The organism is Kaistia terrae (assembly GCF_026344005.1).
GTDB lineage: Bacteria > Pseudomonadota > Alphaproteobacteria > Rhizobiales > Kaistiaceae > Kaistia > Kaistia terrae.
In genome coordinates this window covers 283,738-309,902 of sequence record NZ_JAPKNH010000003.1, presented here as the reverse complement: position 1 = coordinate 309,902, position 26,165 = coordinate 283,738, and the positions used below count along the sequence as shown (strand labels likewise).

The window sequence follows — 26,165 nt, the reverse complement described above, 5'->3', positions numbered from 1 at the left end:
TCCCTGGAGTGCCGCTCTCAACGATTGGGCGGCTTGACGGAATTGCGGATAATCAGTTCGACCGGCAGGAGTTCGGTTGCCGGCAGCAGAGCTTCGCCGTTGATGAGGGCGAGCACAATCTGCACGGCGCGCCGGCCCATCGCATTCACAGGCTGGCGGATGGCCGTGAGCGGCGGATCGAACAATTCGAGCGGGCCGACATCGTCGAAGGCGATCACCGAGATATCGACGCCGACCTTCACGCCGCGTTGCTTGAACACGGAGAGGACACCCAGGGCAATTTCGTCGCTGGCGGCGAAGAGGGCCGTCGGCACGGGATCGAGGGCGAGAAGTTGTTCTGCCGCGATCCGACCATGAGCGGACGAATAGGGGCCGTGCAACTCGGCGGCGATGGCAATGGTCTGGCCCGATTCGGCGATGGCACGACGAAAGCCCCGTAACCGGCTGCGGCTGCTCGAAAGACCCTGCGGGCCGCCGACATAGGCGAGCGACCGATGTCCCTGTTCGATCAGGAGGGCGGTCGCGAGCCGGCCGCCCTGTTCGCTGTCGGCCATGATGGTGGGCGCCGTCGTGCCGTCAATGTCGTCGTCGACGAGGACGACTGTCTTGGCGCCCAGCAAGGCGCGCGCAAGCGCCGGATCGTCGCCATTGTTGGTGACGAAAAGCAGTCCGTCGACGTGTTGGCGCGACAGTCGGCCGAGATAGTCGAGCTCCCGATCCGTCCGGCTCAGGGTAGGGCAAAGCAGGAGGCCGAGCCCGTATTCGGCGGCCGCCTGTTCGACCGCGGCGGCGAGATGCGCGAAGTAGGGGTTTGCAATATCCGGCACGACCAGCCCGATCGTTTCGGAGCGGCCAAGGCTGAGGCTGCGCGCATGCGGATTGGGCCTGTAGTTCAGGGCGGCGATCGCCGCATCGATACGATCCGTCGTGGATTGCGGCAGCTTGATCGAATGGTTCAAGTAGCGCGATACGGCCGCCACCGAGAGCCCGCACGCTTCTGCTACATCCTTCAATGTAGCATTCTTTCGCGCGGGGATGCCCCGATTGTCCTCCATCAACCCTCCTAGGCGGCGACGGAAGAACCTGAATCCAGGATCGTCAAGTCACCTGACGACACCATGGGATATATTCGGCCTGCAAAGCAATCCCGTTGCCGACCGGAGGTTGCATCGGGTGGATGGCTTTTGCACTTCGCGTGATGCGGAGGCCATATGCTTCTCTGAGATGAATCTGGGTAGCGAGAATTGCGTCAGAGATTGTTGATAGTCTCGCATTTTTACTAAGGACCCCTTGATGAATGTTGTCGATCGCTTCCGCCCGGATTCCGCTATTGGTCTGCGTTGTCAGGCGCTGCTCTCCGAGATCGCACCGGGACTGAATGCCGATGTAAGGGCGGAGCTTGCCGCGATTGGTGATTCGCGCGACGGCCTCGTCATCCCGGCCAGCGTCGCGGCGAATTGGATCGTCCGGTATGGGCTGGCCGATGTTCACGAGCTGATGCTCCAACTGGTTCCGTTCGCGCGCGGCGTGGCGCGGCCGCCGATCTCCCATTTCACGATCGGCGCCGTCGCGCTCGAACGCGAAACGGGCGACCTGATCCTGGGCGGCAATGTCGAGTTCCCCGGCGCCAATCTGGGCGAGGCGATCCATGGCGAGCAGTTCCTGTCCGCCCGCGCCTTTTCGCGCGGTGCCTCGATCGCGACGATCGCGCTGGAAGCGGCCCCTCCCTGCGGCCATTGCCGTCAGTTCCTGTCCGAGTTCAAGGGCGGGCTGGATCTCGACATCATCACGATGCAGGGCCATCGGATCGGGCTGCGCGATCTGCTGCCCTGGGCCTTTTCGCCGGCGGATCTGGGCGAAGCCGGCGTAACGCCGGTCGGGCAGGGCGGTGTGCGGCAGCAACTGGCAGTCGTTCGGTCGCAAATTGCTGATACGCCGGCGCTGGAGGCCGCTCTGCTGGCCGCGGGGCGGCTGGCTTATGTGCCCTACAGCCGCGCGCCTTCGGCGGTGGCGCTTCGATCTGTGGATGGCGAAGTGATCACTGGCGCTGCGTTGGAAAACGCCGCCTTCAATCCGAGCCTCGGACCGTTGCAGGTAGCGCTGGTCAACTGGATCGCTGCTGGCCGCGCCTATGAGGAGATCGAGCTGGCCGTTCTGGGCGGGGTCGAAAACGGCGCGGTCGATTATTCCGCCGATCTGCCCAACCTGCTCGCGACCGTCGCGCCAAAGGCTTCGTTCAAGCGGGTGGCGTGGGAACTTGTGCAGGGAGAGTAGGGCGCCCAACCCAGCCCTCTCCCGCGAACGGGAGAGGGCCAAGAAGAAAAATTACGCCGCGACGGGTTCGCCAAAGGCGGGGATCGTCGAGGCGATCTTGTCGCCGGTGAAGTTGGCGACCCAGCCATCCGGCGAGATGAACAGGCGGATGCAGGTGAAGTTCGGCTCCGGGCCCATGTCGAACCAGTGCAGCGTACCGGCCGGCACCGAGAGCAGGTCGTCGCGCGTGCAGACGACGCGATAGACCTTGTCGCCGAGATGCAGATAGAACGCGCCCGATCCTTCAACGAAGAAGCGGACCTCGTCCTCGTCATGCGTATGCTCGTCGAGGAATTTCGTGCGGATCGTCTGCTTGTTCGGATTGTCCGGCGTGATGCGCATCACGTCGATGGTCTGGTAGCCCTCGGCGGCCGAGAGACGGTCGACCTCGGCCTTGTAGGCGGCGAGGATGTCTTCATGGCTGGCATTGGCGGCGAGTTCCGCGCCGGCCTTCCAGCGCTCGAACAGCACGCCGACCTTGTTCAACTCGGCGCCGATCTCGGCCGGGTCTGACGTGACGACGATCGGGTTGGCCGGATCCTTGTCCGGATAGATGGTCAAAGTGGTCATGGAATGAACCTCCTATAGGAAAGCTCGAATTCGAATAGCGTTTCGAGCGCTTCGAGATGACGGGCGGCATCCGCTTCGGTGGCGCCCCATGCATAAACACCGTGTCCGGCGAGAAGATAGCCCGGCGCGGCAATCGCGTCAGCGGCCGGCTGCGCGAGACGCGCATCGACCCGCCCCGACAGGGCCGAGATATCCTGGTCGTTGGCGAAAACGGGAACGTCGACAATGGCCTCATGCGTCCGTACGCCGGCGAGCGCCTTCTGCAACTCCCAACCGGTGAACCGCACGGTGGCTTCGCCAAGCGCCAGGCGGGATAGCACCGTCGCCGCCGGGCTGTGGGCGTGGAAGATCGCGCCGATCTCCGGCCGCTGCCGATAAAGCGCGGTGTGCAGTTCAGCCTCGGCCGAGGAACCCGGCAGCAAGGCTTCATCCAGCGGCTGGATCAGAATGTCGGAGGCGACCAGATTGCCCTTGTCGACGCCGGAGCGCGTGATCGCGATCCTTCCGGCATCGATGCGGACTGAGAAATTGCCGGAGGTGGCCGGCACCCAATGGCGCAGCGCTGCCGCGCGGCCGGCGGCGATGACGCCGGCTACAGCCTTCGCTACGGCGCTGTCGGCGTCCGCTTCGGTCTTCAGGGAAATCGTCTGCGCCAACCAGGCTACTCCATCGAATAAAGGCGATCCGGCGCAAGGCCGGCTGCCACCATACTAACTAAAACGCGCGCGCAAGCGTGTGGGAGATCAAATTTCCCATTCCCGGACGAATAAAGAGAAAATTCTTCGTATCGCGCCCGTCAGGCGTCGGGCTATCAGAATTATATTGCGACGTCGCCGCTGGATAGCCGGCGTGTTGCCGGGCTGTAGCCGTCCAAGGGACGACAGGGGAGACATGAAAATGAAGCGTTTCGCACTCGGAATCGCTGGCGCGGGCCTCATGGCCACGAGCCTGCTTGGCGCCCCCGCTTATGGCGAGGGTATCGCCGGCGCGCCGGCTCCCTTTGACAAGGGCGGCGTCAAGGTCGCGCTCGTCACCTTCATCTCGGCCGGCGACTTCTTCCAGTCCTATCAGGCCGGCGCGCAGAAGCAGGCCAAGGCCCTCGGCATCGATTTGCAGATCTTCTCCGGTCGCCAGGACGCAGCCGCCCAGCGCGAGCAGGTCGAACAGGCGATCAACCTCGGCGTCCAGGGCATCATCATCGACCATGGCCAGCCCGAAGCGCTGAAGGACGTCGCGCAGAAGGCGCTCGACGCAGGCATCAAGGTTGTCGCCTTCGACGTCGATCTCGGCAATCCGGCGATCCCGCAGGTCGAACAGTCCGACCACGAACTGGCCAAGGCAGCCCTCGGCCAGGCGATCGCCGACAACGGCACCTCGTTCAACGCCGGCTATGTCTATGTCGCCGGCTTTGCGCCGCTCGATCGTCGCAACGAGATCTGGGAAGAAGCCAAGAAGGCCAATCCCGGCATCGTCGAAAAGGCGCGCTGGGGCGCGGTGAACGACACCACAGCCTCGTCGACCGCCGACCAGACCAAGGCTGCCTTCCAGGCCAATCCCGACATCACCGTTGTCTTCGCCCCCTATGACGAATTCGCCCGTGGTGTGAAGCTGGCCACCGACGAACTCGGCATTTCCGACAAGGTGAAGATCTACTCGGCCGATATCTCGACCGCCGACATCACCGAGATCGCCGCCGAGGGTAGCCCGTGGGTTGCTACGGCCGCCACCAACCCGGCCGTAGTCGGCGAAGTTTCGGTGCGTGCCGTCGCAAAGTTGATCGCTGGCGAAGATCCGGGCCACAACATCATTGTGAAGCCGGTCCTGATCACGCAAAAGGAACTCCGCGACAACGCCATCAAGACGGTTGAAGATCTCAACGCCAAGCTGCCGGCCTTCGGCAAGAGCGACGCGGCGACCGCCAGCTGGATCCCCGTCGCGACGCAGTAGACGAATGGAAACAGTCCTATGAACCTGCCCATGCGCAGCAAGTTCGGCAAAGCGGCCCTCGGGGCCGCTTTCGTCGTGATGGCGGCAAGCGCCGCCCAGGCGGTAGAGCCCGTCCTGATCTCTTATGAGGCAGCGCCGTCCTCCGGCTTCGACCTGCCGAAGCTGGATCAGGCGACCTATGCGGTCCGATCCGCGTTCGCTCTTCAGGCGCTGACCGACATCGTGCCGAAGATCGCCGCCGCCACCGGCGTCGAAGATTCGAAAATGGTAAGCGAAGTGACGCCGGGCGGTTATCTGCTCAAGACCAACGCGTCGCTGCAGACCATGGCCGATCTTGACGACGCGGCAGCGGATCGCTTCGCGGCGAGCCTTGGCTATGTCTTCCGCCAGTATAGCGTGCTGGTCTCGCGCCTCGACGATCCGGCAGGCACGACCGACTTCGTCACCGTCAGCTTCCCGCGCGACAAGCTCGATTCGGCCGTCTCGCAGGCCTTCTTCGAGAAGGCCGCGTCGGTGGACAAGGGTTTGGGCGGCGGCTACACGGCCTTTGGCGATGACATGTTCTTCCTGAACGTCGCCGATGCCGAGGGCAAGCCGTATAGCGGTCTCGACCATGCGGCGTTCCTCGCGGGCCTCGAAAAGGCAGCGAACGCGTTCGAGCCGGTCAAGCCGACCGTGTCCAACAAGGGCAAGGCGGTCGCGCGCTTTGTCGAAAATGACTGGAAGACCCAGCCCGCCGGCGAAGCCTATGTCGCCCGTCTCGGCGGCGTCGATTCCGAGCTGGTCAAGAAGCTCGACGTCATCGAGGCCGACTATGCCGCGTTGGTCGAGTCGGCTGCCACGCGCTACGGCTGGAAGTAACCTCTTCCCATGTCTCTATCGGAAGCGGGACCTCAAGCCTGCTTCCGATACGTTCCCGTTGCCAATTCTTTCTTCGAGATTCTGAGCAGGTTCCATGTCGCTTCCTACCCCCGCCGGCTACTACGCCCTCGACAATCACTCCGTCCGCGCGTTCCTGAACGGGCTGCCGGACATGCGGGCGAAGCTTGGCGGCAAGCCCGAAACCTGGGCTGTCGAGGAAGTCGGCGACGGCAATCTGAACCTCGTCTTCCTCGTCGACGGGCCGGATGGCTCGGTCTGCGTGAAGCAGTCGCTTCCCTACGTGCGCGCCGCTGGAGAGAGCTGGCCGCTGCCGCTCGATCGCGCCTTCTTCGAGCAATCCTACTACCGGGCTGTCGGTCCGCACGTCGAAGGCCTAGCGCCGCGCTTCTATCACTACCAGCCAGAGCTCTACGCCTTTGTGATGGAGCGCTTGTCGCCGCACATCATCCTGCGCCGTGGCCTGATCGAAGGACGTCGCTACCCGCATGTCGCGCAGCATGTTGGCGAATTCGCCGCGCGCTCGACGTTTGCGACCTCCGATATCGGCGCGACAATCGAGGAAAAGGCGGAGTGGACCGCGAGCTTCGCCAAGAACACCTCCCTGATCCGCATCACCGCCGAGGTCGTGTTCTCTGATCCGTTGAGCCAGTCGCCGCGCAACCGCTGGACCAGCCCGGAACTGGACGGACTGGCTACGCAGTTCCGTGCCGACTCCGCGCTGAAGGGCGCCGTCGCCGATATCGGCTGGCGCTTCCTCACCAGCGGCCAGGCGTTGATACACGGCGATCTGCACACCGGCTCAGTGATGGTGACCGAGACAGATTCGCGGGTGATGGACCCGGAATTCTCCTTCGTCGGTCCAATCGGCTATGACGTCGGTGCGTTCCTGGCCAATCTGGTGATGAACTATCTGGCCCAGCCGGGTCATGCGACGGCTGGCGACGATCGCCGCGAGCAGGCCGACTGGGTGCTGGACCAGGTGCCGGTGTTCTGGAACACGTTCAAGGGCCGCTTCCTGGCGCTCTGGGAGACCAGCGCGCGCGGCGACGCCTATCCGGCGACGATGTTCGCCAATCCCGCCGACAAGGCCGTGCTGGCGGCGCGTCGCGAGGCTTTCCTCGACCAGATCTTTGCGGATGCTATCGGCTATGCCGGCGTCAAGACGATCCGCCGGATCTTCGGCTTCGCCCACAACATCGATTTTGACCTTGTAGCCGATCCTGCCCGCCGCGCCCCGTTGGAGACCAAGGCGGCCAACCTCGCCCGCCAGTTCCTGCTTGAACCGCAGAACTTCCGTACGCCGGAAGACGTGATCGCCGCGGCGAAGGTGATCTAGCTCGGTCAGTGCGCCTTTGCGATGGCGGATAGGCGCGCGGCGGAACTGACCGCGCGCTGACCTTGCAGCGTTGCCGCGTAAAACAGCAGGCGGATCGAGACGACCAGTCCGTCGCGGACCCTCGAGTACGGGATATCGTACTTTCGCTTCAGATAGATCTCCGAGCGCTTCTTCGCTTGCTGGCGAATGAAGGCATTGCGGAGGGTCGATGGGCAGGAGTGGCCGAGGTCGTGCACCGCCTCCGCGTCGGCAACCACGACCATCGGCTGGCCGGCTTCGGCGAGGCGCTGCGAAAGGTCGTCGTCCTCGTGGTAGAGGAAGATGTTCTCGTCGAAGCCGCCGAGGCTCAGGAACAGATCGCGGCGGATCATGAAAACGCCGCCGTCAACAAAGCGCGTGCAGCAATCGCCCTGCACGGGGTTGCGGAAGCGCCGGCCCCTGTGACGCCATTCCTCGATGCGGGAGCGGTCCCGGTACCAGGTCGTGCCGTCGGGCTTGATCGTGCGGGGAATGAACACGCTGCAATCGGGATAGCGATCGATTGCGCGAGACAGGGCAGCTAGGCAGCCCTGCTTGAGGGCGACGTCGGGATTGAGGAACAGCAGGAACTCGCCGCGCGCATTGCGCGCCGCCTGATTGCAGGCCGTGCCGTATCCGACATTCTGTGAATTTCGGATCAGTCGGGTCCGTTTGTCACACAGCACAGACCGCCCACCATCGGCGCTGGCGTTATCGACACACACAATCTCGGATACCGATTCGAGGCTTTGGGTGGCTCGACTTACAACCGCGCCGCTATTGTAAGTAATGATAATCGCGGAAATTGCCGGCAAGAGTGTGGTGCTCCGATCCGGTTTGAATGTGACAGCATCCGCTGTCTAATCCACCTTGATGAAGGCGTAAACAAGATTGATCTTATGGTATTAGTTGAAATTTATTAGTAATAATTAGGTATCTTGGTGCTCGTTGTGTGTCCCTAGCGCCAAGAAGGCCTCTTTAATGTATCGCTAACCTAGCTAGGTCTCTTCAAAGGAAGGGCTATGGGCGCGGTGGAATGGGTGGGCAATTCCGGCCGGCCGGCATAACGGGGCGCAGACGATGCCCTGTCGGACAGGCAACGAGACAGTAAAATTTCGAATGTTTCGTGACCAGGGAGCTCTGGGTTTCAACTCTCTGGCCCTCAGCCCGTTGGCTACGGTTTCCTGGGGTGGGCTTGGTCCAGTTGCGACGCCCTGGCCATGACTTGCCGGATGTGCGGCGTCGTGAACTTGGACCTGCAACGGGCGGTGTAATAGACGATCTTCCAGTATTTCGGGCGGAGAGAAAACAAGCCGACGACCGTCCGGCGCGCCTTGGTGAATTCCGGCAGGTCACGCGGTCGCGGAAAATCGGATCCGGAAAGCTTGCGATAGGCCTCGTAGATCGCAGCCAGAGGGGCACGCCGCTTCTTCCAGGGCTTATTGTCTCCGGTGTAGTGGATGATAGTCGGCGTGATCGCTGGGATCTCCGGGTATTTCCAGGAAAAGAAATTCCAGCGACGGTCGAGGAATTTGACCCTACCCTTTACGGTGGCGTTAATTGCCGATTGATCCGGGAAGATCAATTCCCTGTTCCTGAGAAGATACTGGACGACCTGCTCCGCAGTTTTTTCCTCTCGCCAAAGGGCTAGGTCAAACACCAGGACACCGGAATTGATATACTCATCATTTCCCATGCCCACATGATCGAGTTCCTCCTGATGGACGCTCCCGTCCAGCACGCCGGCCAACAGGTTGCCATCCAGGGGCATCGTCCAAAGCTCGGATAGATCCGACACGACGGTTGCGTCCGCATCAATATAAATAGCTCGGCTGTGCTGCGGCAGTAATTGCGGGATCAGGAGCCGCGCATACATGGCGGACGTCCAGTAAGGATTCTCCGGCAAACGATCCAGCTGCGACTTGTCGGCCAGCAATATATGAGACTGGATCTTATTTCGATTTGAAAAGTTTACGATGAGATCGATGTTCGCGTTGCTCAGCCCTGCATCGATAATATAAAATTCGGCATCTTTATTATGAAAAAGTGTCGAATAGAGAAGATTGAGCAATCCTGGGACGAAATTGTCGTCACTCGCGCTGACGATGATCATCGACACTGGGCCTTATCTTTCAATGCACTTGCCGTTAGCGGATATCAAATCCGCAAGTGGCAGCACGACCATCACGGTCGTGCTGCCACTTCGGGCTCTGCATAGCGGAGCGAAATGGCCAAGGCCAGAGCGCTAATGGTCCGTAATGTGACAGGCTCGCCTACCGCTTCTTCTTGCCCAGCCCAAACGTCAGCGCCAGTGCGCCGACGAGGACGACGCCCTTGACGAAGTCCTGCGTGTAATAGGGCGCGTTCAGCATCGTCAGGCCGTTCAGCAGCACGCCGACGAAGATGGCGCCGAGCACCGTGCCGAGCACGTGCGGGCGGCGCTTGTCGAGCACGGCGAAGCCGATCAGTGACGCGGCGACCGCGTCGAGCAGCAGAGAGTTGCCGGCCGAGACGTCGCCACGGCCGACGCGCGAGGCGACGATCAGGCCGCCCAGCGACGCAAGCGTGCCGGAAAGCACATAGGCCCAGAGCCGATAGGCCTTGGTCGGCGCGCCGGCGAGATGCGCCGCCGTCTCGTTGCCGCCGATGGCGTAGAACACCCGACCCCAGCGCGTCCGCTCCATCAGGAACCAGGCGAGCAGGGCGACGATGCCCATGACGATGACCGGGTAGGGCACTGTATCGAACAGCCGGCCGCGGCCGAGAATGAGAAAGGCCGGATCATAGGCGCCGGCCGCCGTGGTGCCGTTCGGCAGCATCATGCCGGCGGTGATCGAGCGGCCGCCGGTCGGGATCAGCTGCAATCCGGCGAGCAGGAACATGGTCGAGAGCGTCGCCAGCAGGTCCGGCACGCCGACGCGCACGATCAGCAGGCCGTTTACGAGGCCGATGAAGGCGCCCATCAGCAGCACGAGGCCGAGTGTCTCGAAGGCATTCAACTGCAGCACGACCATGGCGTAGCTCGCGGCCATCACCGACGAAGCCGCGACGCTGCCGACCGAGAGGTCGAAGCCGCCGGCCGACATGGTGATCGAGACACCGACGCCCAGAATGGCGACGACGGAGACCGCCTGCAGGATGGAGAACAGATTGGCCGAGTTGATGAAGGCGGGCTGGGCCGACCAGAAGCCGACCAGCATAAGCCCTAGCAGCACGAACAGTGCGTACTTGCGCGCCGTCTCGGCGAAAGTCGAAGCCGGCTTCGACGAGGATGCGGTAGCTTGATCAGTCATGGTGCTTGTCCTGGATGCCGGCAGCCCGGGTCTCGATGCTCTCGACGCTGCCGATCACGGCGGCGAGCGATTCATGATGGCCGTCGGCCTCGTAAAGGGAGTGGTCGCGCATGACGAGGATGCGGTCGGCAACCTCCAGCGCTTCTTCGGTGTCGCTGGTGGCGATCAGGGTCGCCGAGCCTGACTGGCTGTTGCGGATCGCGGCGATCAGGTCGGCGCGGGCGCCGACATCGACGCCCTGGAAGGGTTCGTCGAGCAGCAACAGCCGGCAGGGCGCCGCCTGCCAGCGCGCCAGCACGACCTTCTGCTGGTTGCCGCCGGAAAGCTGGTCGAGCGTGTCGTCGGGACCGCGCGCCTTGATGCCAAGGCGGCTGATCGCGTCGGAGGCCGCCAGGCGCTCGCGCGTCTCGCGCAGCAATCCTAGCGGAAACCAGCGCGGCAGATGCGGCAGCGCGATGGTGCCGGCAATCGACGCGCCGGGGATTTCGGGCGGCAGCAGCGATGAGGCCCAGCGGTCCTCGGCCACCATGAACACGCCATTGTCGATCGAACGGGCAGGGCCGTTTGAGAGCCACGGCTTGCCGTCCAGGGTGAACGAGCCTTCGGCCAGTTGCTCCAGCCCGAACAGCGCCCGCAACAGCCGGCTCTTGCCCGAGCCCAGCGTCCCGGTGATGGCGACAACTTCGCCGGAACGGAGATCGAGATCGAACGGCCGCGAGCCGGGGATCAGGCGCGCCCGCTTGACGGAGGCGAGGATCGGCGCACTCGATACCATGCCGTCATGCAGGGCGGCGTCGAGCGTGCGGCCGATCATGGCGGCAACCGCTGCGGAAAAATCGATCGGCTTGGCGAAGGAGGCGACGACCTTGCCGCCGCGCAGCACGACGGCGCGGTCGGCGATCGCCGCCAGGTCGCCGGTCCGGTGCGAGATATAGAGGATGGCGATGCCGCTCGCCTTCAGCCGGCGCAGCACCGAGAACAGCCGCTCGGCCTCGGTCGAGGACAGGCTGGATGTCGGCTCGTCGAGGATCAGCACCGATGCCTTCGAAGCGACGGCGCGGGCAATGGCGATCAGCTGACGCTCGGCCGGGCGCAAATCGATGAAATCGCGGTCGAGCGGCAGGTCGAGATCGATCAGCGCCGCGATTTGGGCCGCGCGCTTGCGGGTCGAGCGCGGCGAGACGAAGAAGCTGCCCGTGCCGCAAAGCTCGTTCAGCGTCAGGTTTTCGGCGACAGTGAGCCCGGCGGCGCCGGCCTGGTCGGTCGCCTGGTGCACCGTCGCGACGCCGGCGGCCTGCGCTTCGGCCGGCGAGGCGAAGGAGACTTGCTTGCCGTTCAGGAGGATCGTGCCGGCATCGGCCGAGATCGAACCGGACAGGATCTTGACCAGCGTCGACTTGCCGGCGCCGTTGGCGCCCATCAGCGCGACGATCTCGCCGGCCTCGACGACGAGATCCGCGCCGGCCAGCGCCCGCGTCGGGCCGAACGACTTTTCCAGCCCCGTGACGGAGACGGCGATTTTCTTGGGCGGAGAAGAGGTGGACAAGGTGTCAGAGGCCTCCGGGCAGGACCCGCTTCTTTACCTCTCCCTGAGGGAGAGGTCGGCCCGAAGGGCCGGGTGAGGGTTTACGGCGTTTCCGGAGGGGACGTAAACCCTCACCCGCCGGCTTCGCCGTCGACCTCTCCCTCAGGGAGAGGTGAAAGAGTGCCTAGCCGTCATACTCCATGATGGCGAGGCCGGCGTTGTAATCGGTCGAATAGATGATGCCGTTGGTGTCGACGAACAGATCGGCCGACTGGATCACGCGCGGACGATTGCCCCGCTTGTCGACCATGCGCTCGGGCGCTGCCGGCACCAGCGCGCCGGTCTCCTTCGGCTCGAACGGGTTCGAGATGTCGAACACGCGCACGCCGGCATTCTGGTAGGTGGCGAAGATCAGCGTGTCGGAAACGAAGCTGCCCGGCCGGTTCTCATGCAGATTATGCGGGCCGAAATGGCCGCCCTTGGCGGTGTAGTCGGCCTCTGAAGGCGTCGGCAGCGTCGAGATCGAGATCGGGTTCGCCTTGTCCTTGATGTCGAAGATCCAGGTGCGCTTGCGGCCGTCTTCCTCGTGGTCGAGTACGGCTTCGTCGGCGACGATCAGCAGGTCGCGCTTCGGAAGGGGCAAAGGCGAATGCGTGCCGCCGCCGAAGGGAGGCGACCAATTCTTGTGCGTGATCAGTTTTGGCGATGACTTGTCGGCGATGTCGAGGATGGTGAGGCCGCCGTCGCGCCAGCAGGCATATGCCGTGTCGCCGTCGACCAAGCTGTGATGCAGCGCATAGCGCCGGCCTTCGCCCCAGCTCGCCTGCTCGCCGCCGGCGAGATGCATGCCCGGGATCCACCAGCGGCCGGCCTCGACCGGCTTCGTCGGGTCATCGAGATCCACGATCATGAAGATGTAATCGCTGTAGCCGTCGACCAGCGCCGAGACATAGGCGTAGCGGCCGCCGACATACCAGATGCGGTGGATGCCGACGCCTTCGACCGGGAAGAAGCCGATCTGGCGCGGCTGGGTCGGCTTCGAGATGTCGTAGATCGCCATGCCGGCCGACCAGTTGCGAGCCTGCTTCGCGCCGCCCGCCGTGCCGACCGTCTCGCCGACCGACTTAGTGTAGTAGACCTTTTCGTCCACCGCGAAGGCGGCGTCGGCGAAGAGGTCGCGCGCATGGATGACCAGCAGCAGGTCGTCATGCGTCTGCAGATGGATCGTCCAGGTGTTCGGCGGGGCGGGGATGAAGGTGGTTTCGCCCGGATTCTTCGGATCGCGCACGTCGATGATGGAAAAACCCTGCGACCAGGGGTGCGCGACATAGGCGAAACCGCGATGCACCATGACCTGCAGCGCGTCCGGTCGCCCGCCCTGGTCGGAATGGCCGATCAGGCGGATGTTTTTCGCATAGTCGGGCGTGGGGAGAGTCATGGCGGCAGCTTTTCAGTTGGTCTCTATGGCAATTGCCGGGCAGGGCCCGGCAATGGAAAGTGCTTTCTTCACCTCTCCCTGAGGGAGAGGTCGGACCGCAGGTCCGGGTGAGGGTTTACGGCCTCACTGGATAGTTTTCTAAACCCTCACCCGCCGCACTTCGTGCGTCGACCTCTCCCTCAGGGAGAGGTGAAGGATAGGCTTCCTTTCTGCTCCCTCGCCCGCTTGCGGGAGAGGGCTGGGGTGAGGGTCTTTCTGCAACGCCCGTGTCATCTGGCGACCATAAATTTCGCCGTCATCCCCGCGAAGGCGGGGATCCATTCAGCCGTGAACCGTCCGCGGATGAATGGATCCCGGGTCAAGCCCGGGATGACGCCAGAGCGTTGGCGAAGGACTTACTTTGAGGCCGGGATCCAATCCTTCTTGGCAGCGTCGCTGTCCTTGAAGGCCGGGAACTTGTCCTGCAGCTCCTCGATCGTCTTGATGTCGTTGTCGACGAGGGTCTGCTTGGTGACGAGGGTCGGCTGGATCAGCACCGAGCGGCCGGGATCCTGGCCGGCGATCAGTTGCGCCAGGGCGCGGACCGAGACCTCGCCGACGACGGCAGGGTTGGTGGCGGCGGTGGCGACCCAGGGGCTGTTCGGCTCGCGCATGGCCTGGATATCCGAGGTCGAGATGTCGACGCCGTAGATCTTGACCTTGTCGGCGACGCCGGCCTCGTCGATCGCAAGCTTCACGCCACGGGCGAATTCATCCCAGGGGGTGAAGACGACCGAGAGCGTCGGATTGGCAGCGAGCACGGCCTTGGTCTGGTCGGCGACGGAAGCAGGCACGCTGTCATTGACGACGCCCCAGGTCGCGACTTCCTTGATGCCCGGATACTTCAGGCCAAATTCCTTCCAGACCGCATAGCGGCGGTCGAGCGGCGCGAAGCCGGCGACATAGACGGCGCCGCCGTCAAAGGTTTCGCCCTGTTCCTTGACGGCCTGTTCCAGCACGAGGCGCGCCATGTCGGCGTCGGACTGCTCGATCTGCGGGATCTTGGCGTTGTCGAGGTTGACGTCATAGGCGACGACCGGGATGCCGGCGTCGAGAGCCGCCTGGGCGACGTCCTTCAGCGCTTCCGGCTGGCCGTTGTTGATGACGATGCCCTTCACGCCGAGATTGATCGCCTGCTGGATCAGCTCGCGCTGGGCGTTGATGTCGTTGCGCGCCTGCGAGAGGTTGGCCTCGACGCCGAGCGCCTCGGCCTGGCGCTTCACGCCGGCTTCAAAGGCCTGCAGCCAGTCGCCCGAGCCGAGGAACGAGATGACGGCGATCTTGACGCCACCCTTGTCGAACGGCGCCGGTGCGCCGGCGATGCCTTCGGCGAAAGCGCCCGAGGAGAGCGCGGTGAGGCTCGCAGCCAGTGCGAGCGAGAGAAGCTTTTTGCCCATTTCCCATACCCCGTCAGTGTTTGAACGTCTTTTCCGGCGCGGCGGCAGTCTTGATTGGGACCGCCGACCCGATCGCCGCAATTCGGTGTCAAGCTAGCGTTCCGCCGAAGGGCATAAAGAAAAGCGTTTTCAATTCAAGCGGGAATTCGGGTCATTTGTTGCGTTGGATTGGTTTTGGACGGCGTGGCCTTAGAAACCACAGCTAAAGGGCCGCTCCGGTGACAGGACGCCCGCCGATCCAGACGGCTGCGAGATTGGCCTTCGAGGCGGTGTAGACGATCTTCTGCAGCGCGTCCTCGTCGCTGTCTATGTCGTCCCAGACCCGCATCGTGCTGCCCGGCGCGTCCGGGTCGACGAGGATGGCGTCGAAGTGGAATCCGGGGGCGAACTGGCCGACCGGCAGGTCGAGCGCGTCGCCGCCGCCGGCGGTCGCCAGATGGAAGGCGACGTCGAAATCGATGCGCGAGCCGGGGCGGCCGCGCGTCTCTTGCGGCTGAGCCGGATCGACGCCGGTCTCCAGCATGCGCGAAGCCGCGATCGCCATGCGCTGCGCCTCGATCATCGAGGCGGTCGGGCCGCCGGAGATGTCGGTGCCGAGGCCGACGCGCACGCCCTTCGCCAAGGCGGCCCGGAGCGGGAACACGGAATTGGCGAAATAGGCGTTGGAGAGCGGGCAGTGGGCGACGCCGGCGCCGCGCGCATGGATCAGGTCCATGTCGCCATCGGTCAGGAAGTTCGAATGCGCCAGCACGGTCCGGCGCGTCATCAGCCCGAAACGGTCGAGCGTCTCGGCGTCGGTGCGGCCGAAGCGGTCGAGCACATAGCCATGCGCCCAGTCGCTCTCCGAGCAATGGGTCTGGACGTGGCAGCCGCATTCGCGCGCCAGTTTGCCGAGCCCTTCGAGCAGCGGATCGGTGCAGGACGGCACGAAGCGCGGCGTGATCACCGGATGGACGAGGCCGTGGTTTTCCGGATGCGCGGCGACATAGTCGATCAGCGCCTTCGTGCCGGCGATGCCTTCCTCGGCCGAGGCGTCGCGATAGTATTCCGGGCATTCGGCCGGATTATCCATCGCCACCTTACCGACGAGGGCGCGCTGGCCCTTCTCCAGGCAGATGTCGACCAGCGCCATCGAGGCTTCGACATGCTGGGTGGCGAAATAGAGCGCCGTCGTCGTGCCGTTGGCGATCAGATCCTCGACCAGCGCCGAATAGTGGCGGCGCGCGAAGGCGAGGTCTGCATAGCGCGCCTCGAGCGGGAAGGTGTGTTGCTGCAGCCAAACCTCCAGCGGCACGTCGAGCGCCTTGCCGAGTTGGGGATATTGCGGCGCGTGGATGTGCAGATCGACGAAGCCGGGCAGGACGTAGCTTTTCGCCGGCGCGACGACGAGCGTCCCCGCTGCCTCCGCCGCCGCCCGCTTCTCGACATGCGCGGCGCTGCCTGCCGGGATCACATCCGCGATCCGGCCCTCGCCATCAATCTCGACCAGCGCACCCTTGAGGATCTCGATCTGGCCGAGTACCGGTGCATGGCAGAAGGTGCCGGTGATCGTCTTGTTGCGGAGGTCGGTCAAGCTTGGTCCTGTCGTCTGTCTCTATAGTCGCGTTTTCTTCATGCGAACCGGTATCCACTTCGCTTGAAAACACTCTCCGTCGTTCAGCCGAGGCTGCGCTGGCGCAGCGCATGGGCGCGGGTGCGGAATTCGCGGCGGATTTCCGCCTCGTCTATACCCGCGACGATGCGCTTTTCCATCAGCATTCGGCCGTTGACGATGGTGTGGGTCACGTCGTCGGCGCGGCTCGAATAGACGAGGGCCGCTGCTGTGTCATAGACGGGCAGGCTGTGCGCCTTGTCGAGATCGACGACGATCACGTCGGCCGCCATGCCGGGCACGAGCTGGCCTGTCTCCGGCCGATTCATCGCCTTGGCGCCCTGCGCGGTTGCCAGTTCCAGGATTTCGTGGGTCTTCAGGAACTCGACGTCGTTGGTCTTGTCCTTGTGGATCAGGCCGGCGAACTTCATCTCCTGGAACATGTCGAGCGTGTTGTGGCTCGCCGGGCCGTCGGTGGCGAGGCCGACCGTGATGCCGTGTTCCAGCACGCATTTGAGCGGCATGGTGCCGGAGTTGAGCTTGGCGTTGCAGCAGGGGCAATGGCCGATCTTGACGTCATGCGCCGCCAGGATCTTCATGTCCTCCGTGTCGAGCTGCGTGCAATGGGCCGCCGTGATGTCGCCCTTCAGGAAGCCGAGCGATTCCAGCCAGCGCACCGGCGAGGTGCCGTAGTTCTCGGCCATATAGGCCATTTCTTGCGTGCCCTCGGCGAGATGGGTGTGGATCGGCACGCTGTAGGCGTCGGCCACCTCGCGCGTCAGCCGGTACATTTCCTCGCCGCAGGAATAGGGCGCATGCGGCGACAGGCCGATCTGCAGCAGGCCGTCGCGGGTCTTGTGATGCTTCGCGACGAGATCGCCGAAATTATTCAACGTTTTCCACGACCAGTCGGTGATCGGCGCATAGAGACCGCGATCGGCGAAGCCATAGCCGAGGGTTGCCCGGAGCGGGATCCGCTTCAGCGCCTCGATCTCCGGCTCGACGGCATAGGCGTCGAAATGCTCGTTGAACGTGGTGATGCCGGATTTCACCATCTCGACGAGGCCGGTCAGGCTCGCCCAATAGAGCGTCTCGGGATCGAAGTTCTTCTTCAGCTGCCACATGGTCGAGAGCCATTCGAACAGCTTCACGTCCTCCAGCAGCCCGCGCAGCAGCATGTTGGAGGCGATGTGGGTATGGCTGTCGCAGAAGCCCGGCATCACCGCCGAGAGCGAGGCGTCAATGACCTTGCGCGCGCCGCGGATATCGACCTCGTCGGCCGGGCCGACCGCGGTGATCGTGCCGCCCGTGATGGTGACGACGCCGTTCTCGATCGGCTTGGCGCCGCCCATCGGCAGCACGGTGCCGTTGATGATGGCAATATCGATGGTCATGGAAAGGCTGCCCCGGAATGCTGGCTTCTGGATGGATCTGGCGGAAGGAGGCTGGAATGGTCAGGCGGCGCGTTCGGCGGTTCCGAAGGTGACGCCCTTCTCCTTCAGCCAGCGCCGGTAGGCGACGGAGGAAATGTCGGCGCGGGTCGGAATTTCCGCACGGGGTTCCAGAGGCAGCAGGCGCGGGCGCTGGTTCTCCAGGATGATGCGGTCCTGCAGGAAGATCAGCTGCTGGAAATGCACCATGCTGGTCAGCGTGCTCTCGTCGTCGATGATGAACATCACCGGATGGGCGCGGCAGCGGTCATGGTCGAGCGGCTGCACGAACAGGCAGATCACGTCCCAGCGGTTCGCCGCCGCCGGGCAGGTCTTGTAGAGCAGCGTCTGGAACGGGGCCGCGACGCGGTACATGTACTGCGTCATGATCCCGCCCGCGGCCGAAAGGGCGGCCTGCGGCTGGAAGAACTCGCAATTGGTGGCCCAGACCTCGTCGACGTCGCGGCGGATCTCGGTCGTGTAGTGGCGCACTTCGGTGTGCGGCTCGGCACCGAGGATGTCTGTGTGGACGAAGGGAAAATGCGCCATGTCGAGGAAGTTCTCGACGATGCGCAGGCCCGAGGCGCGGACGGCGACCGCGCCGCAGACGACATGCCGCCGGTCGGGCTCGTCGGCTTCGGGTATGTCGAACAGTTCACGCTCCGGCGTGCCGAGCGTCGTCCAGATGAAGCCGTAGCGGTCGCGCGTCGGCAGGCTCTCGCCAAGCGCGCCGCCTTCCAGCTTCTCCCGCACGACGACGGTTCCGGCCGCATCGCGGGAGACGACGAGGTCGCGGCCGAGCAGCCGGTTCGGCTTCGCCTCGGCCGGAATATCGGCCGCGATGTCGATCACGTACCACTGGTCGAGGGATGCTTTTTCAGCCGGTCTTGCCATGGCCATTCTCCTCAGGGCAGATGCGGCGGGCAGGCCGCCAAATGTTGCACACACTCGCTTCTCGAGCGAGCCGGGTCATCGTTCGTCGCGGAAGAACGGCACGCCGAGGCCGGCCGGGGCGGTGAAGCCGAGCCGCAGGCGACGCCAGAGGAACACGGGCAGAATCATCGCCAGCATGGTGCCGAGATAGGGCAGCATCGACAGGAAGGTGGGCGAGATCGGCCAGTTGCGCGCCTGACCGACATAGCCGATCGCCGTGATGACGCCGAAGAGCAGCGCGCCGAACACCGCGCCGAACGGCCGGTAGCCGGCGAAGATCACCAGCGCCACCGCGATCCAGCCGCGTCCTGCGACCACACCGTCCGACCAGGACGGCACGAAGGCGAGCGTCAGATAGGCGCCGGCCCCCGCGCCGAGCGCCGCGCCGATGGTGACGTAGCAGAAACGGATCAGCGTCACCGGGATGCCGGCGGAATCGGCGGCGGCCGGGTTCTCGCCGACGGCGCGGACATTCATGCCGTGGCGGGTGCGGAACAGCACGAAGGAGATGATGGCCGGGATGATCAGATAGATCAGGTAGACGAGGATATTCTGCGAGAAGAAGGCGCGGCCGAGGATAGGCAGATCGCTCAGATAGGGCACGATGATCTTCTCGAACGTCGCCTTGGCCGGCATGCCGGAATAGCTCTTGCCGATGGTGACGGCGAGGCCGGAGCCGAGCATGGTCAGCGCCAGACCGCACAGCACCTGGTTGGCGCGGAAGACGACGGTCGCGAGCGCGAACAGCGCGCCGAAGCCGAGGCCGACCAGCAGCGCCATAGCGAAGCCGAAGAACGGGTTGGGATAGAGCGTCACGGCGATGATGCCGGTGACGCCACCCAGCGCCATCAGCCCTTCGACGCCGAGATTGAAGACGCCGACGCGCTCGGCCAGCACTTCGCCGAGCGCTGCCAGCGCCAACACGCCGCCTGCCAGGAACGCCGTCGTCAGGATGCCGGTGATGAGTTCCATGGGATTTCCTCAGCCAGCCGCCGTCGCCGCTGCCTGGGGCAGGGCACGGACGAGGCGGTAATGGGCGAACTGGTCGGCAACCGCCGTGAACATCATGATCAGGCCGGTCAGGGCGAGAACGGCGGCGGTGGTCAGGCCCTGCGTCTGCAAGATGATGCCGGCGTTCAGGATGATCGCCATCAAGAGCGCACCGGCGATGACGCCGGCCGGCGACCCGCGCGCCAACACCGCGACCATGACGCCGAGATAACCGTAATTGTTGGAAATGCCGCCCTGCAGGCGATGCACCGTGCCGGTCACTTCCAGCATGCCGGCAATGCCGGCGATGGCGCCGGAGAGAAGCATGATGGTGATCATCCGGCGGCGGACCGGAATGCCGGCATAGTGCGCGGCTTCCGGATTGGCACCGGTCAGGCGGATTTCATAGCCCCATTTGGTGTAGCGCAGCAGCAAGCCAAACAGCACCGGCGCGATCAGCGCGATGACGAAGCCCCAATGCAGCGAGCCGAAGAAATCCGGCATCTCGTAGGGCACGCGGCCGGTCGAGGCGACGGTGCCGGTGGTGCGATCCCGCCACGGGCCCGTGGCGACGTAATAGACCAGCAGCAAGGCGACGAAGTTCAACAGCAGCGTCGTAATGATCTCGTCGACCTTGCCATAGGCGCGGGCCAGCGTCGGCACGAGAATCCAGACAGCGCCGCCGGCTGCGCCCGCGATGAAGCAGAGCAGCAGCATGAACGGCTCCGGGCCCTTGACGAACAGGCCGATGGCCGTCGCTGCGAAGGCGCCGATGTAGAACTGGCCGTCGGCGCCGATGTTCCAGAGGCCGATCTTCATCATCACCGTGACGGCGAGGCCGGTCAGGATCAGCGGCGTCAGCAGCAGGCCGAGATCTTCCAGCCCGAAGCGCGAGCCGAGGCTCTTCTTGATGATCTGGGTGCCGAGATGCAGCGGATCGAAGCCACAAGCGGCGAGCACGATGGCGCCGACCGCTAGCGCCGCGATGAAGCTCAGCACGCGCGCGGCGAGGATGCGGCGGCCGGAGACGGCCGAGACGCGAACGAGGCGGAGGGATTGCAATCCGCTCATGTCAGGCGGCCTCGACGGTCTGGACGACAGGCTGCTTCGTCTGCCCGCCCATCAGCAGGCCGACCGTTTCGAGATCGGCGTCCTGTGTCTCGAACAGCCCCATCACCCGTCCCTTGAACATGACGGCGATGCGGTCGGTGACGTCGAACAATTCGGATAGCTCCTCGGAAATCAGCACGACGGCGACGCCGGAATTGCGCAGGTCGATCAGGTAGCGAAGCAGCGTCGCGATCGCGCCGACATCGAGGCCGCGGCTCGGATAGGCGGCGACGATGGCGAGCCTGGCGATGCGCATTTCGCGCCGGGCGACGAGGCGCTGCTGGTTGCCGCCGGAAAGGTTGCGGATCGGCGTGCGCAGCGACGGCAGGGTCACCTCGGCATCGGCCGCGATCTCTCTGGCGAGCGTGTCGGCGGCGCCGGGCTTGAACAGGATTCCCTGCGCGATCGGCGGCTCGGTGTAGGCGCGCAGCACGGCGTTGTCGCTGACCGAGAGGCTGGGCGCGACGCCGCTGCGCAGCCGATCCTCCGGGATATGGCCGACGCCGATATCGAGGAACAGCGACGGCGACGGGTCCTCGACCGCGACGCCTTCGATCAGGATCTGGCCGCTGGTCGGCTTGCGCACGCCGGTCAGGATTTCGGAGAGCTCGCGCTGGCCGTTGCCGGCGACACCGGCGATGCCAAGGATCTCGCCGGCCCGCACTTCAAGATTGGCATCGATCAGCCCGGCGCGGCCGCGATCATCGGCGGCGGATACGTTCTGCAGCGAGATCACGACGCGGCCGGGTTCGCTGCGCGGCGCCATTGCCTCGCGCAGGCCGCCCAGCACCATCTCGCGGCCAACCATCAACTGGGCCAGCTTGGTCGTGGTGCAGTTGGCCGTCGGCTCGGTGACGACCTTGCGGCCGCCGCGCAGCACCGTGACGCGGTCGGAAATCTCCAGCACCTCGTCGAGCTTGTGGCTGATGAAGATGACCGAGTTGCCGGCGGCGCGGAAAGCTCGCAGCGCCTTGAACAGGGTACGCGCCTCGGCGGGCGTCAGCACGGCGGTCGGTTCGTCCAGGATCAGCACGCGCGCCTGGCGGGCCAATACACGCAGGATTTCGACGCGCTGCTGCTCGCCGGCGGAAAGTTCGTCGATGCGCGCTTCGGGGCGGACGGCGAGGCCGTAGCGCTCGGCGAGTTCCCGCGTCCGCGCTTCCAGCACCTGCGCCGAGGCGAAACGCGGCGTATCCTTCCAGCCCAGATGGACGTTCTCGGCGACGGTGAAGGCGCGCACCAGCTTGAAATGCTGGTGCACCATGCCGATGCCGGCGGCAATCGCCTCGACCGGCGAATTGAAGCTCTGGGCGACGCCGTCGAGCAGGATGCGGCCGGAATCCGGCCGGTAGATGCCGGTCAGGATGTTCATCAGCGTCGATTTGCCGGCGCCATTCTCGCCGAGCAGCGCGTGGATCTCGCCTGGGCGCAGGTCGAAATCGACATCCGCATTGGCGATGACGCCCGGAAACACCTTGCCGATGCCTTCCAGCGCGATGATCGGCTTGGCGGGAGCGTTCTGGACCGCAAGTTCAGGCATCGATGGGCGTCCTCGTCGTTAACAGGCGGGGAGTGCGCCCCTCCCTTCGCAGGGAGGGGCTGTTTGCGTGGCGTCAGACCTTGAGGCCGGACACGCCCTCGATCGACCAGTCCCAGGTGTAGAGAGCTTCCGGGCTCATGGTCTCGCCGGCCTTGACGCGGACATTGCCGTCGACGTCCTTGATCTCGCCGACGAAGGGATTGAAGCCGTCGTTGAGGATGCGGTCGCGCACGGCGTCTGCCTTGGCGGCAACCTCGGCCGGAACCTTGGCGCCCCAGGCGTCGCGGTCGATGCCCTTGCCCATCGGCAGCAGCGTGCCTTCGCCGCCGGTCCATTCGCCGGCCAGCCGCTTGCGGACCTGGTCGACGTAGTACTGGTTCCAGTCGAGGACGATCGAGGTGACATAGGCATCCGGGCCATAGCGACGGATGTCGGTGTTCCACATCGCCGCCCAGACGCCGCGCTCCTGCGCGACCTGCAGGTAGGCGGCCTCGTCCATGATGCCGAAGAGGAAATCGCAGCCATTGTCGATCAGCGCGGTGCCGGCCTGCTTGGCACCCTGCGGGTCGAACCAGGAATTGATGACGACCGTCTGCAACGTCGCTTCCGGATTGACCGTGCGCGCGCCCATCAGGAAGGCGTTGGTGCCGCAGAACACGGCCGGAACCGGGAAGGAGGCGACATAGCCGAGCTTGCCGGATTTCGACAGCATGCCGGCGGCGACGCCCGCCACATAGGTCGGGAACCAATGCTGGATGTAGTAGTAGGAGAGGTTGTCGGCCTTGCGGTGGCCGTCGCACTCCATGAAGGCGACGTCGGTGGCGCGGTCCGAGACCTCATAGATCAAATCGCCGTAGTTCGACGTCGAGATGATCATGTTGGCGCCGTCGGACACCATCTGGCGATAGATGCGCGTGCAATCGGCCGAGAAGGGGATGTTCTCGACTTCGAGATACTTTGCCTTCGGGAAGGCGGCCTTGACCGCTTCGAGACCCTGGTGGTGGCTCCAGGTCCAGCCCTCGTCCGAGATCGGGCCGACATGGCCGAAGCCGATCACGGCCTCTTCTTCCTTGACGGCGGCGAGCGGCGTGGCGCCGAAGGCCGGCCGGGCGAACTGCGGCAGCATCAGCGACGAGGCGGCCGTCATGCCGGCAAGGCCCATGAAGCGGCGGCGGTCCATGTTCTTGAAGTCGATCATTCTGTCCCCTCGGTTTTTGTGGTGTTCAGGAAGTGAGTTCTGGGTGGGATGCGGCGGTCGCGGCGTCGAGTTCGGCCATCAGCCCGTCGATTTCGGTCGACCAGTCGGCAAGCCAGGCGCGCTTGACGCTTTCGTCGAGCCAGGAGGCGCGGATGCTATCGAGTGCGCATTTCTTGAGCATCTGGGCGTCCATGCGCAATTTCGAGGCGGCCAAGACATATTCATTGGCCAGATCCGTCGCGAACATCGGCGGGTCATCGGAATGGATGGTGACGTTCAACCCGGCATCGAGCATCTGGCGGATGGCATGGTCCGGTGCCGACAGGTCGCGCCACTGGGTCGTCGCCTCTGTCGTGCTCGGGCAGCAGGTGAAGAAGGTGCCGGCCTCGCGGCATTGCGCGACGAGGGCCGGATCGTCGACGACGTGATAGCCGTGGTCGATCCGCTCGACGCCCAGAATCTCCAGCGAATCCCGCACGTTGGCGGCGGGGCCACCTTCGCCGGCATGGGCAGTCACATGCAGGCCGGCCTGCTTCGCGCGCTCGAACAGCGGCTGGAATGGGGCGGGCGGGAAGGGCGCCTCGTTGTAGTCGAGGCCGATGCCGATGATTTCGTCGCTGCGATGGGCCAGCACCATGTCGAGGAATTCGAGGCCGTTCTCGGGGCCGAGTTCCCGGCTGTGGGCCGGGATCAGCCGCGAGGTGATGCCCTTGTCGGTCTCTATGTCGGCCATCGCCGCCAGGACGCCTTCCAGCATGGTCTGGTAAGCGACGCCCTGCGCCAGATGGGCATGGGCCGAGAGGAAGAACTCGACATGGCGCGCGTTGCTGGCCGCGCAGCTTTCCAGCATCTCATAGGTGACGCGATGAAAGTCGTCGGCGTCGCGGATCGAGCGGCTGACCAGATCGTAGATCTTCAGGAAATCCGGCAGATTGTCATAGCGGTAGAGTTCGTCGATCTCGCTAAAGGGCGGCAGTTCGACGGCGTTCTTTCGCGCCAGTTCCACGAAAGTCGACGGCCGGACTGCCCCTTCGAGATGAAGGTGCAATTCGATCTTGGGGATGCGGCGCGCGAAACTGGCAAGGTCCATCGGGTTCACTCCTGGGGTCCTGTGAAGCAATGTTCAGGCCAGTCCCAATTTCCTGCGATGATGGCTGCGGGCTGGGCTGGCCTGCCGATCCAAGGCGTTGACCGGCTTCCGCGTCCAACGCCATGAGGGGCGTTGCGCTCTCGCGCCGGTCGTGTTGCGCTCGGCGGAGGGTCGCTCCGGCCTCGCCGATGCGAAGGCGCATTGATGTCGCATTGCCTACAGGTTAGACATGCCTGAATGTTAGGCGATGGGCATCCGTCGCCCACCACGAGGGGAATTCATGCTTCCGTCCGGTGCCCGCACTTTGCTCGACCATCCCGAATGGGAAGCCATGATGTGGCAGAGCTGCAGCCCGATGACGGTGGCGCCCGGCGACCGCGCCGGCTTCCGCGCCAGCCTCAATCTCTGGGATCTCGGCACGCTCGGCCTGAGGCTGTTCAAGGCGCCGCGCTATGTCGCCGTCCAGACCCCGCACGAGATCTACCGCGCCCATCGCCAGCGCCTCGTGCTGACGATCCCGCTCGACGCCCGCTGCAGCTTCTCGCAGTTCGGCCGCACCGTGCAGCTCGAAGCCGGGCAGGCCGCCTTTCACATGACCACCAGTCCGCTCGAATATGTTCAGGTCGAGGAGGGCGCCGTCGTCATCCTGCAGGTGCCGTCGAGCCGCATCGGCCTTTACGTTTCCTGCCTGGAGGACATCTGCGCCGTGCGGATCGAGGCGAGCGATCGCATCCTCGCCACCGTGCTCGGCAGCGCCCGGGCCATTCCCGACATCCATGCGATTCCCTCGGCGCGGGCCAAGGACGCCTTTGCCGAGGGGGTCGTCGCCAGCCTCGGCGCGCTGGCAGCGCTGTTGTCGGAGGCGCACGAAAACCAGAGCTCGGTGATCAAGCGCCGCCGCCTCAATGCGGTCAAATCCTTCATCGATGCGCAGCTGGCCGATAACGGCCTCAACCCGGACAGGATCGCCAGCGCCAACGGCATCTCGGTGCGCTATCTGCACCATTTGTTCCAGGGCGACGGCCAATCCGTCACCGACTGGATCCGCGAGCGCCGGCTCGACCAGAGCCGCAAGGGGCTGGAGAGCGCCGATCTGCGCGCGCTGACCGTCAACGAGATCGGTCTCCGCTCGGGCTTCAACAACGACGCGCATTTCCGCCGCGCCTTCAAGTCGCGCTACGGCGTCGCGCCGCGCGATTATCGCCGCCAGCAATTGCCGGAATTCGAGGGTGCACTGGCGTGATGAGGCAGCTTGGGCAAGCCACGACCGAGCCGGTGACGATGGTCTTTCTCGGCCATTTCAAGCCGGAGAGTTTTGCGGAATTCGTGCGCCATCGCGCCGCCCGCCTGTCGCTCGGCATGCGCCTCGGCACGGTCAGTGATGAGCGGGTCGAGGTCGCGGTCGAAGGGGCTGCCGATCTCGTCGACATGTTCGAGATGGCCTGCAGCCTGGGGCCGATCGATTGCCTCGTGCTCGACATCTATCGCAATGCGGAACGGCAATGACCGCTCCGGAATATCCAGA

23 protein-coding genes are annotated in these 26,165 nt (G+C 64.5%); 6 read left to right on the top strand and 17 right to left on the bottom strand.

Going from position 1 to position 26,165, the window contains the following annotated elements; genetic code table 11:
- Positions 1–17: 17 nt before the first annotated feature.
- Complete coding sequence (locus tag OSH12_RS11160) at positions 18–1,055, bottom strand: LacI family DNA-binding transcriptional regulator (protein WP_266343618.1); 1,038 nt, start codon at positions 1,053–1,055, stop codon at positions 18–20.
- Between the two features lie 238 nt (positions 1,056–1,293).
- On the opposite strand from OSH12_RS11160, the gene cdd reads away from it, so the two are divergent.
- Positions 1,294–2,274 carry a cytidine deaminase gene (cdd, locus tag OSH12_RS11155; protein WP_266343617.1) on the top strand — a complete coding sequence of 327 codons (981 nt, stop codon included), beginning with the start codon at positions 1,294–1,296 and terminating at the stop codon, positions 2,272–2,274.
- 51 nt (positions 2,275–2,325) lie between these two features.
- Here cdd and OSH12_RS11150 read toward each other — a convergent pair whose 3' ends face one another.
- The gene (locus tag OSH12_RS11150; protein ID WP_266343616.1) at positions 2,326–2,883 is read right to left on the bottom strand and encodes a 1,2-dihydroxy-3-keto-5-methylthiopentene dioxygenase; all 558 of its coding nucleotides are present in this window, start codon (positions 2,881–2,883) and stop codon (positions 2,326–2,328) included.
- A complete protein-coding gene (gene mtnB, locus OSH12_RS11145) occupies positions 2,880–3,539 on the bottom strand; it encodes a methylthioribulose 1-phosphate dehydratase (protein ID WP_266343615.1) in 660 nt (219 codons plus the stop codon). The genes OSH12_RS11150 and mtnB overlap by 4 nt, the downstream gene beginning before the upstream one ends.
- Positions 3,540–3,780: 241 nt before the next feature.
- Between mtnB and OSH12_RS11140 the strand changes: the two genes are divergently transcribed.
- From OSH12_RS11140 to mtnK, 3 genes are all read left to right on the top strand, one after another.
- Positions 3,781–4,830: a substrate-binding domain-containing protein gene (locus tag OSH12_RS11140; protein WP_266343614.1), complete on the top strand. Its 1,050-nt coding sequence runs from the start codon at positions 3,781–3,783 to the stop codon at positions 4,828–4,830.
- 18 nt (positions 4,831–4,848) lie between these two features.
- Positions 4,849–5,691, top strand: coding sequence for a hypothetical protein (locus OSH12_RS11135; RefSeq protein ID WP_266343613.1), 843 nt, complete (start codon positions 4,849–4,851; stop codon positions 5,689–5,691).
- 94 nt (positions 5,692–5,785) lie between these two features.
- Complete coding sequence (mtnK, locus tag OSH12_RS11130; protein ID WP_266343612.1) at positions 5,786–7,048, top strand: S-methyl-5-thioribose kinase; 1,263 nt, start codon at positions 5,786–5,788, stop codon at positions 7,046–7,048.
- Between the two features lie 5 nt (positions 7,049–7,053).
- On the opposite strand, the gene OSH12_RS11125 is transcribed toward mtnK, so the two are convergent.
- The 14 genes from OSH12_RS11125 to add form a co-directional block, all read right to left on the bottom strand.
- A complete protein-coding gene (locus tag OSH12_RS11125) occupies positions 7,054–7,881 on the bottom strand; it encodes a glycosyltransferase family 2 protein (RefSeq protein ID WP_266343611.1) in 828 nt (275 codons plus the stop codon).
- Between the two features lie 359 nt (positions 7,882–8,240).
- A complete protein-coding gene (locus OSH12_RS11120; RefSeq protein WP_266343898.1) occupies positions 8,241–9,179 on the bottom strand; it encodes a glycosyltransferase family 8 protein in 939 nt (312 codons plus the stop codon).
- Positions 9,180–9,339: 160 nt separating this feature from the next.
- The gene (locus tag OSH12_RS11115) at positions 9,340–10,359 is read right to left on the bottom strand and encodes an ABC transporter permease (protein WP_266343610.1); all 1,020 of its coding nucleotides are present in this window, start codon (positions 10,357–10,359) and stop codon (positions 9,340–9,342) included.
- Positions 10,352–11,905 (bottom strand): sugar ABC transporter ATP-binding protein, encoded by a 1,554-nt coding sequence (locus OSH12_RS11110; RefSeq protein ID WP_266343609.1) that lies wholly within the window; start codon positions 11,903–11,905, stop codon positions 10,352–10,354. The genes OSH12_RS11115 and OSH12_RS11110 overlap by 8 nt, the downstream gene beginning before the upstream one ends.
- A gap of 163 nt (positions 11,906–12,068) precedes the next feature.
- Positions 12,069–13,322, bottom strand: a complete 1,254-nt coding sequence (locus OSH12_RS11105) for an LVIVD repeat-containing protein (RefSeq protein ID WP_266343608.1) — start codon at positions 13,320–13,322, stop codon at positions 12,069–12,071.
- A gap of 395 nt (positions 13,323–13,717) precedes the next feature.
- Positions 13,718–14,758, bottom strand: a complete 1,041-nt coding sequence (locus OSH12_RS11100; RefSeq protein WP_266343607.1) for a substrate-binding domain-containing protein — start codon at positions 14,756–14,758, stop codon at positions 13,718–13,720.
- A 202-nt stretch (positions 14,759–14,960) separates the two neighbouring features.
- Complete coding sequence (gene guaD, locus OSH12_RS11095; RefSeq protein WP_266343606.1) at positions 14,961–16,331, bottom strand: guanine deaminase; 1,371 nt, start codon at positions 16,329–16,331, stop codon at positions 14,961–14,963.
- A gap of 83 nt (positions 16,332–16,414) precedes the next feature.
- Positions 16,415–17,743, bottom strand: coding sequence for an amidohydrolase family protein (locus OSH12_RS11090; protein ID WP_266343605.1), 1,329 nt, complete (start codon positions 17,741–17,743; stop codon positions 16,415–16,417).
- Positions 17,744–17,803: 60 nt separating this feature from the next.
- Positions 17,804–18,673: an aromatic ring-hydroxylating oxygenase subunit alpha gene (locus OSH12_RS11085; protein WP_266343604.1), complete on the bottom strand. Its 870-nt coding sequence runs from the start codon at positions 18,671–18,673 to the stop codon at positions 17,804–17,806.
- Between the two features lie 75 nt (positions 18,674–18,748).
- Positions 18,749–19,684 carry an ABC transporter permease gene (locus OSH12_RS11080; protein ID WP_266343603.1) on the bottom strand — a complete coding sequence of 312 codons (936 nt, stop codon included), beginning with the start codon at positions 19,682–19,684 and terminating at the stop codon, positions 18,749–18,751.
- A gap of 9 nt (positions 19,685–19,693) precedes the next feature.
- Complete coding sequence (locus tag OSH12_RS11075) at positions 19,694–20,773, bottom strand: ABC transporter permease (protein WP_266343602.1); 1,080 nt, start codon at positions 20,771–20,773, stop codon at positions 19,694–19,696.
- A gap of 1 nt (position 20,774) precedes the next feature.
- Positions 20,775–22,352, bottom strand: coding sequence for an ABC transporter ATP-binding protein (locus OSH12_RS11070; RefSeq protein ID WP_266343601.1), 1,578 nt, complete (start codon positions 22,350–22,352; stop codon positions 20,775–20,777).
- 73 nt (positions 22,353–22,425) lie between these two features.
- On the bottom strand, positions 22,426–23,550 hold the full coding sequence (locus OSH12_RS11065) for a BMP family ABC transporter substrate-binding protein (protein ID WP_266343600.1): 1,125 nt from the start codon (positions 23,548–23,550) through the stop codon (positions 22,426–22,428).
- Between the two features lie 25 nt (positions 23,551–23,575).
- Positions 23,576–24,640 carry an adenosine deaminase gene (gene add / locus OSH12_RS11060; RefSeq protein ID WP_266343599.1) on the bottom strand — a complete coding sequence of 355 codons (1,065 nt, stop codon included), beginning with the start codon at positions 24,638–24,640 and terminating at the stop codon, positions 23,576–23,578.
- Positions 24,641–24,920: 280 nt separating this feature from the next.
- On the opposite strand from add, the gene OSH12_RS11055 reads away from it, so the two are divergent.
- Positions 24,921–25,883, top strand: a complete 963-nt coding sequence (locus tag OSH12_RS11055) for a helix-turn-helix domain-containing protein (protein WP_266343598.1) — start codon at positions 24,921–24,923, stop codon at positions 25,881–25,883.
- Positions 25,883–26,146 (top strand): hypothetical protein, encoded by a 264-nt coding sequence (locus OSH12_RS11050; protein WP_266343897.1) that lies wholly within the window; start codon positions 25,883–25,885, stop codon positions 26,144–26,146. Before OSH12_RS11055 ends, OSH12_RS11050 begins: the two co-directional genes overlap by 1 nt.
- The last annotated feature ends 19 nt before the right edge of the window (positions 26,147–26,165 follow it).

Coding starts and splice junctions, on each gene's coding strand:
- OSH12_RS11050 (WP_266343897.1), top strand. CDS start 25,883: ATGAGGCAGCTTGGGCAAGCCACGACCGAGCCGGTGACGATGGTCTTT.
- OSH12_RS11135 (WP_266343613.1), top strand. CDS start 4,849: ATGAACCTGCCCATGCGCAGCAAGTTCGGCAAAGCGGCCCTCGGGGCC.
- mtnK (WP_266343612.1), top strand. CDS start 5,786: ATGTCGCTTCCTACCCCCGCCGGCTACTACGCCCTCGACAATCACTCC.
- OSH12_RS11160 (WP_266343618.1), bottom strand. CDS start 1,055: ATGGAGGACAATCGGGGCATCCCCGCGCGAAAGAATGCTACATTGAAG.
- OSH12_RS11075 (WP_266343602.1), bottom strand. CDS start 20,773: ATGAGCGGATTGCAATCCCTCCGCCTCGTTCGCGTCTCGGCCGTCTCC.
- OSH12_RS11085 (WP_266343604.1), bottom strand. CDS start 18,673: ATGGCAAGACCGGCTGAAAAAGCATCCCTCGACCAGTGGTACGTGATC.
- OSH12_RS11055 (WP_266343598.1), top strand. CDS start 24,921: ATGCTTCCGTCCGGTGCCCGCACTTTGCTCGACCATCCCGAATGGGAA.
- OSH12_RS11105 (WP_266343608.1), bottom strand. CDS start 13,322: ATGACTCTCCCCACGCCCGACTATGCGAAAAACATCCGCCTGATCGGC.
- OSH12_RS11115 (WP_266343610.1), bottom strand. CDS start 10,359: ATGACTGATCAAGCTACCGCATCCTCGTCGAAGCCGGCTTCGACTTTC.
- add (WP_266343599.1), bottom strand. CDS start 24,640: ATGGACCTTGCCAGTTTCGCGCGCCGCATCCCCAAGATCGAATTGCAC.
- cdd (WP_266343617.1), top strand. CDS start 1,294: ATGAATGTTGTCGATCGCTTCCGCCCGGATTCCGCTATTGGTCTGCGT.
- OSH12_RS11090 (WP_266343605.1), bottom strand. CDS start 17,743: ATGACCATCGATATTGCCATCATCAACGGCACCGTGCTGCCGATGGGC.
- OSH12_RS11070 (WP_266343601.1), bottom strand. CDS start 22,352: ATGCCTGAACTTGCGGTCCAGAACGCTCCCGCCAAGCCGATCATCGCG.
- OSH12_RS11120 (WP_266343898.1), bottom strand. CDS start 9,179: ATGATCATCGTCAGCGCGAGTGACGACAATTTCGTCCCAGGATTGCTC.
- OSH12_RS11100 (WP_266343607.1), bottom strand. CDS start 14,758: ATGGGCAAAAAGCTTCTCTCGCTCGCACTGGCTGCGAGCCTCACCGCG.
- OSH12_RS11065 (WP_266343600.1), bottom strand. CDS start 23,550: ATGATCGACTTCAAGAACATGGACCGCCGCCGCTTCATGGGCCTTGCC.
- OSH12_RS11150 (WP_266343616.1), bottom strand. CDS start 2,883: ATGACCACTTTGACCATCTATCCGGACAAGGATCCGGCCAACCCGATC.
- OSH12_RS11140 (WP_266343614.1), top strand. CDS start 3,781: ATGAAGCGTTTCGCACTCGGAATCGCTGGCGCGGGCCTCATGGCCACG.
- OSH12_RS11080 (WP_266343603.1), bottom strand. CDS start 19,684: ATGGAACTCATCACCGGCATCCTGACGACGGCGTTCCTGGCAGGCGGC.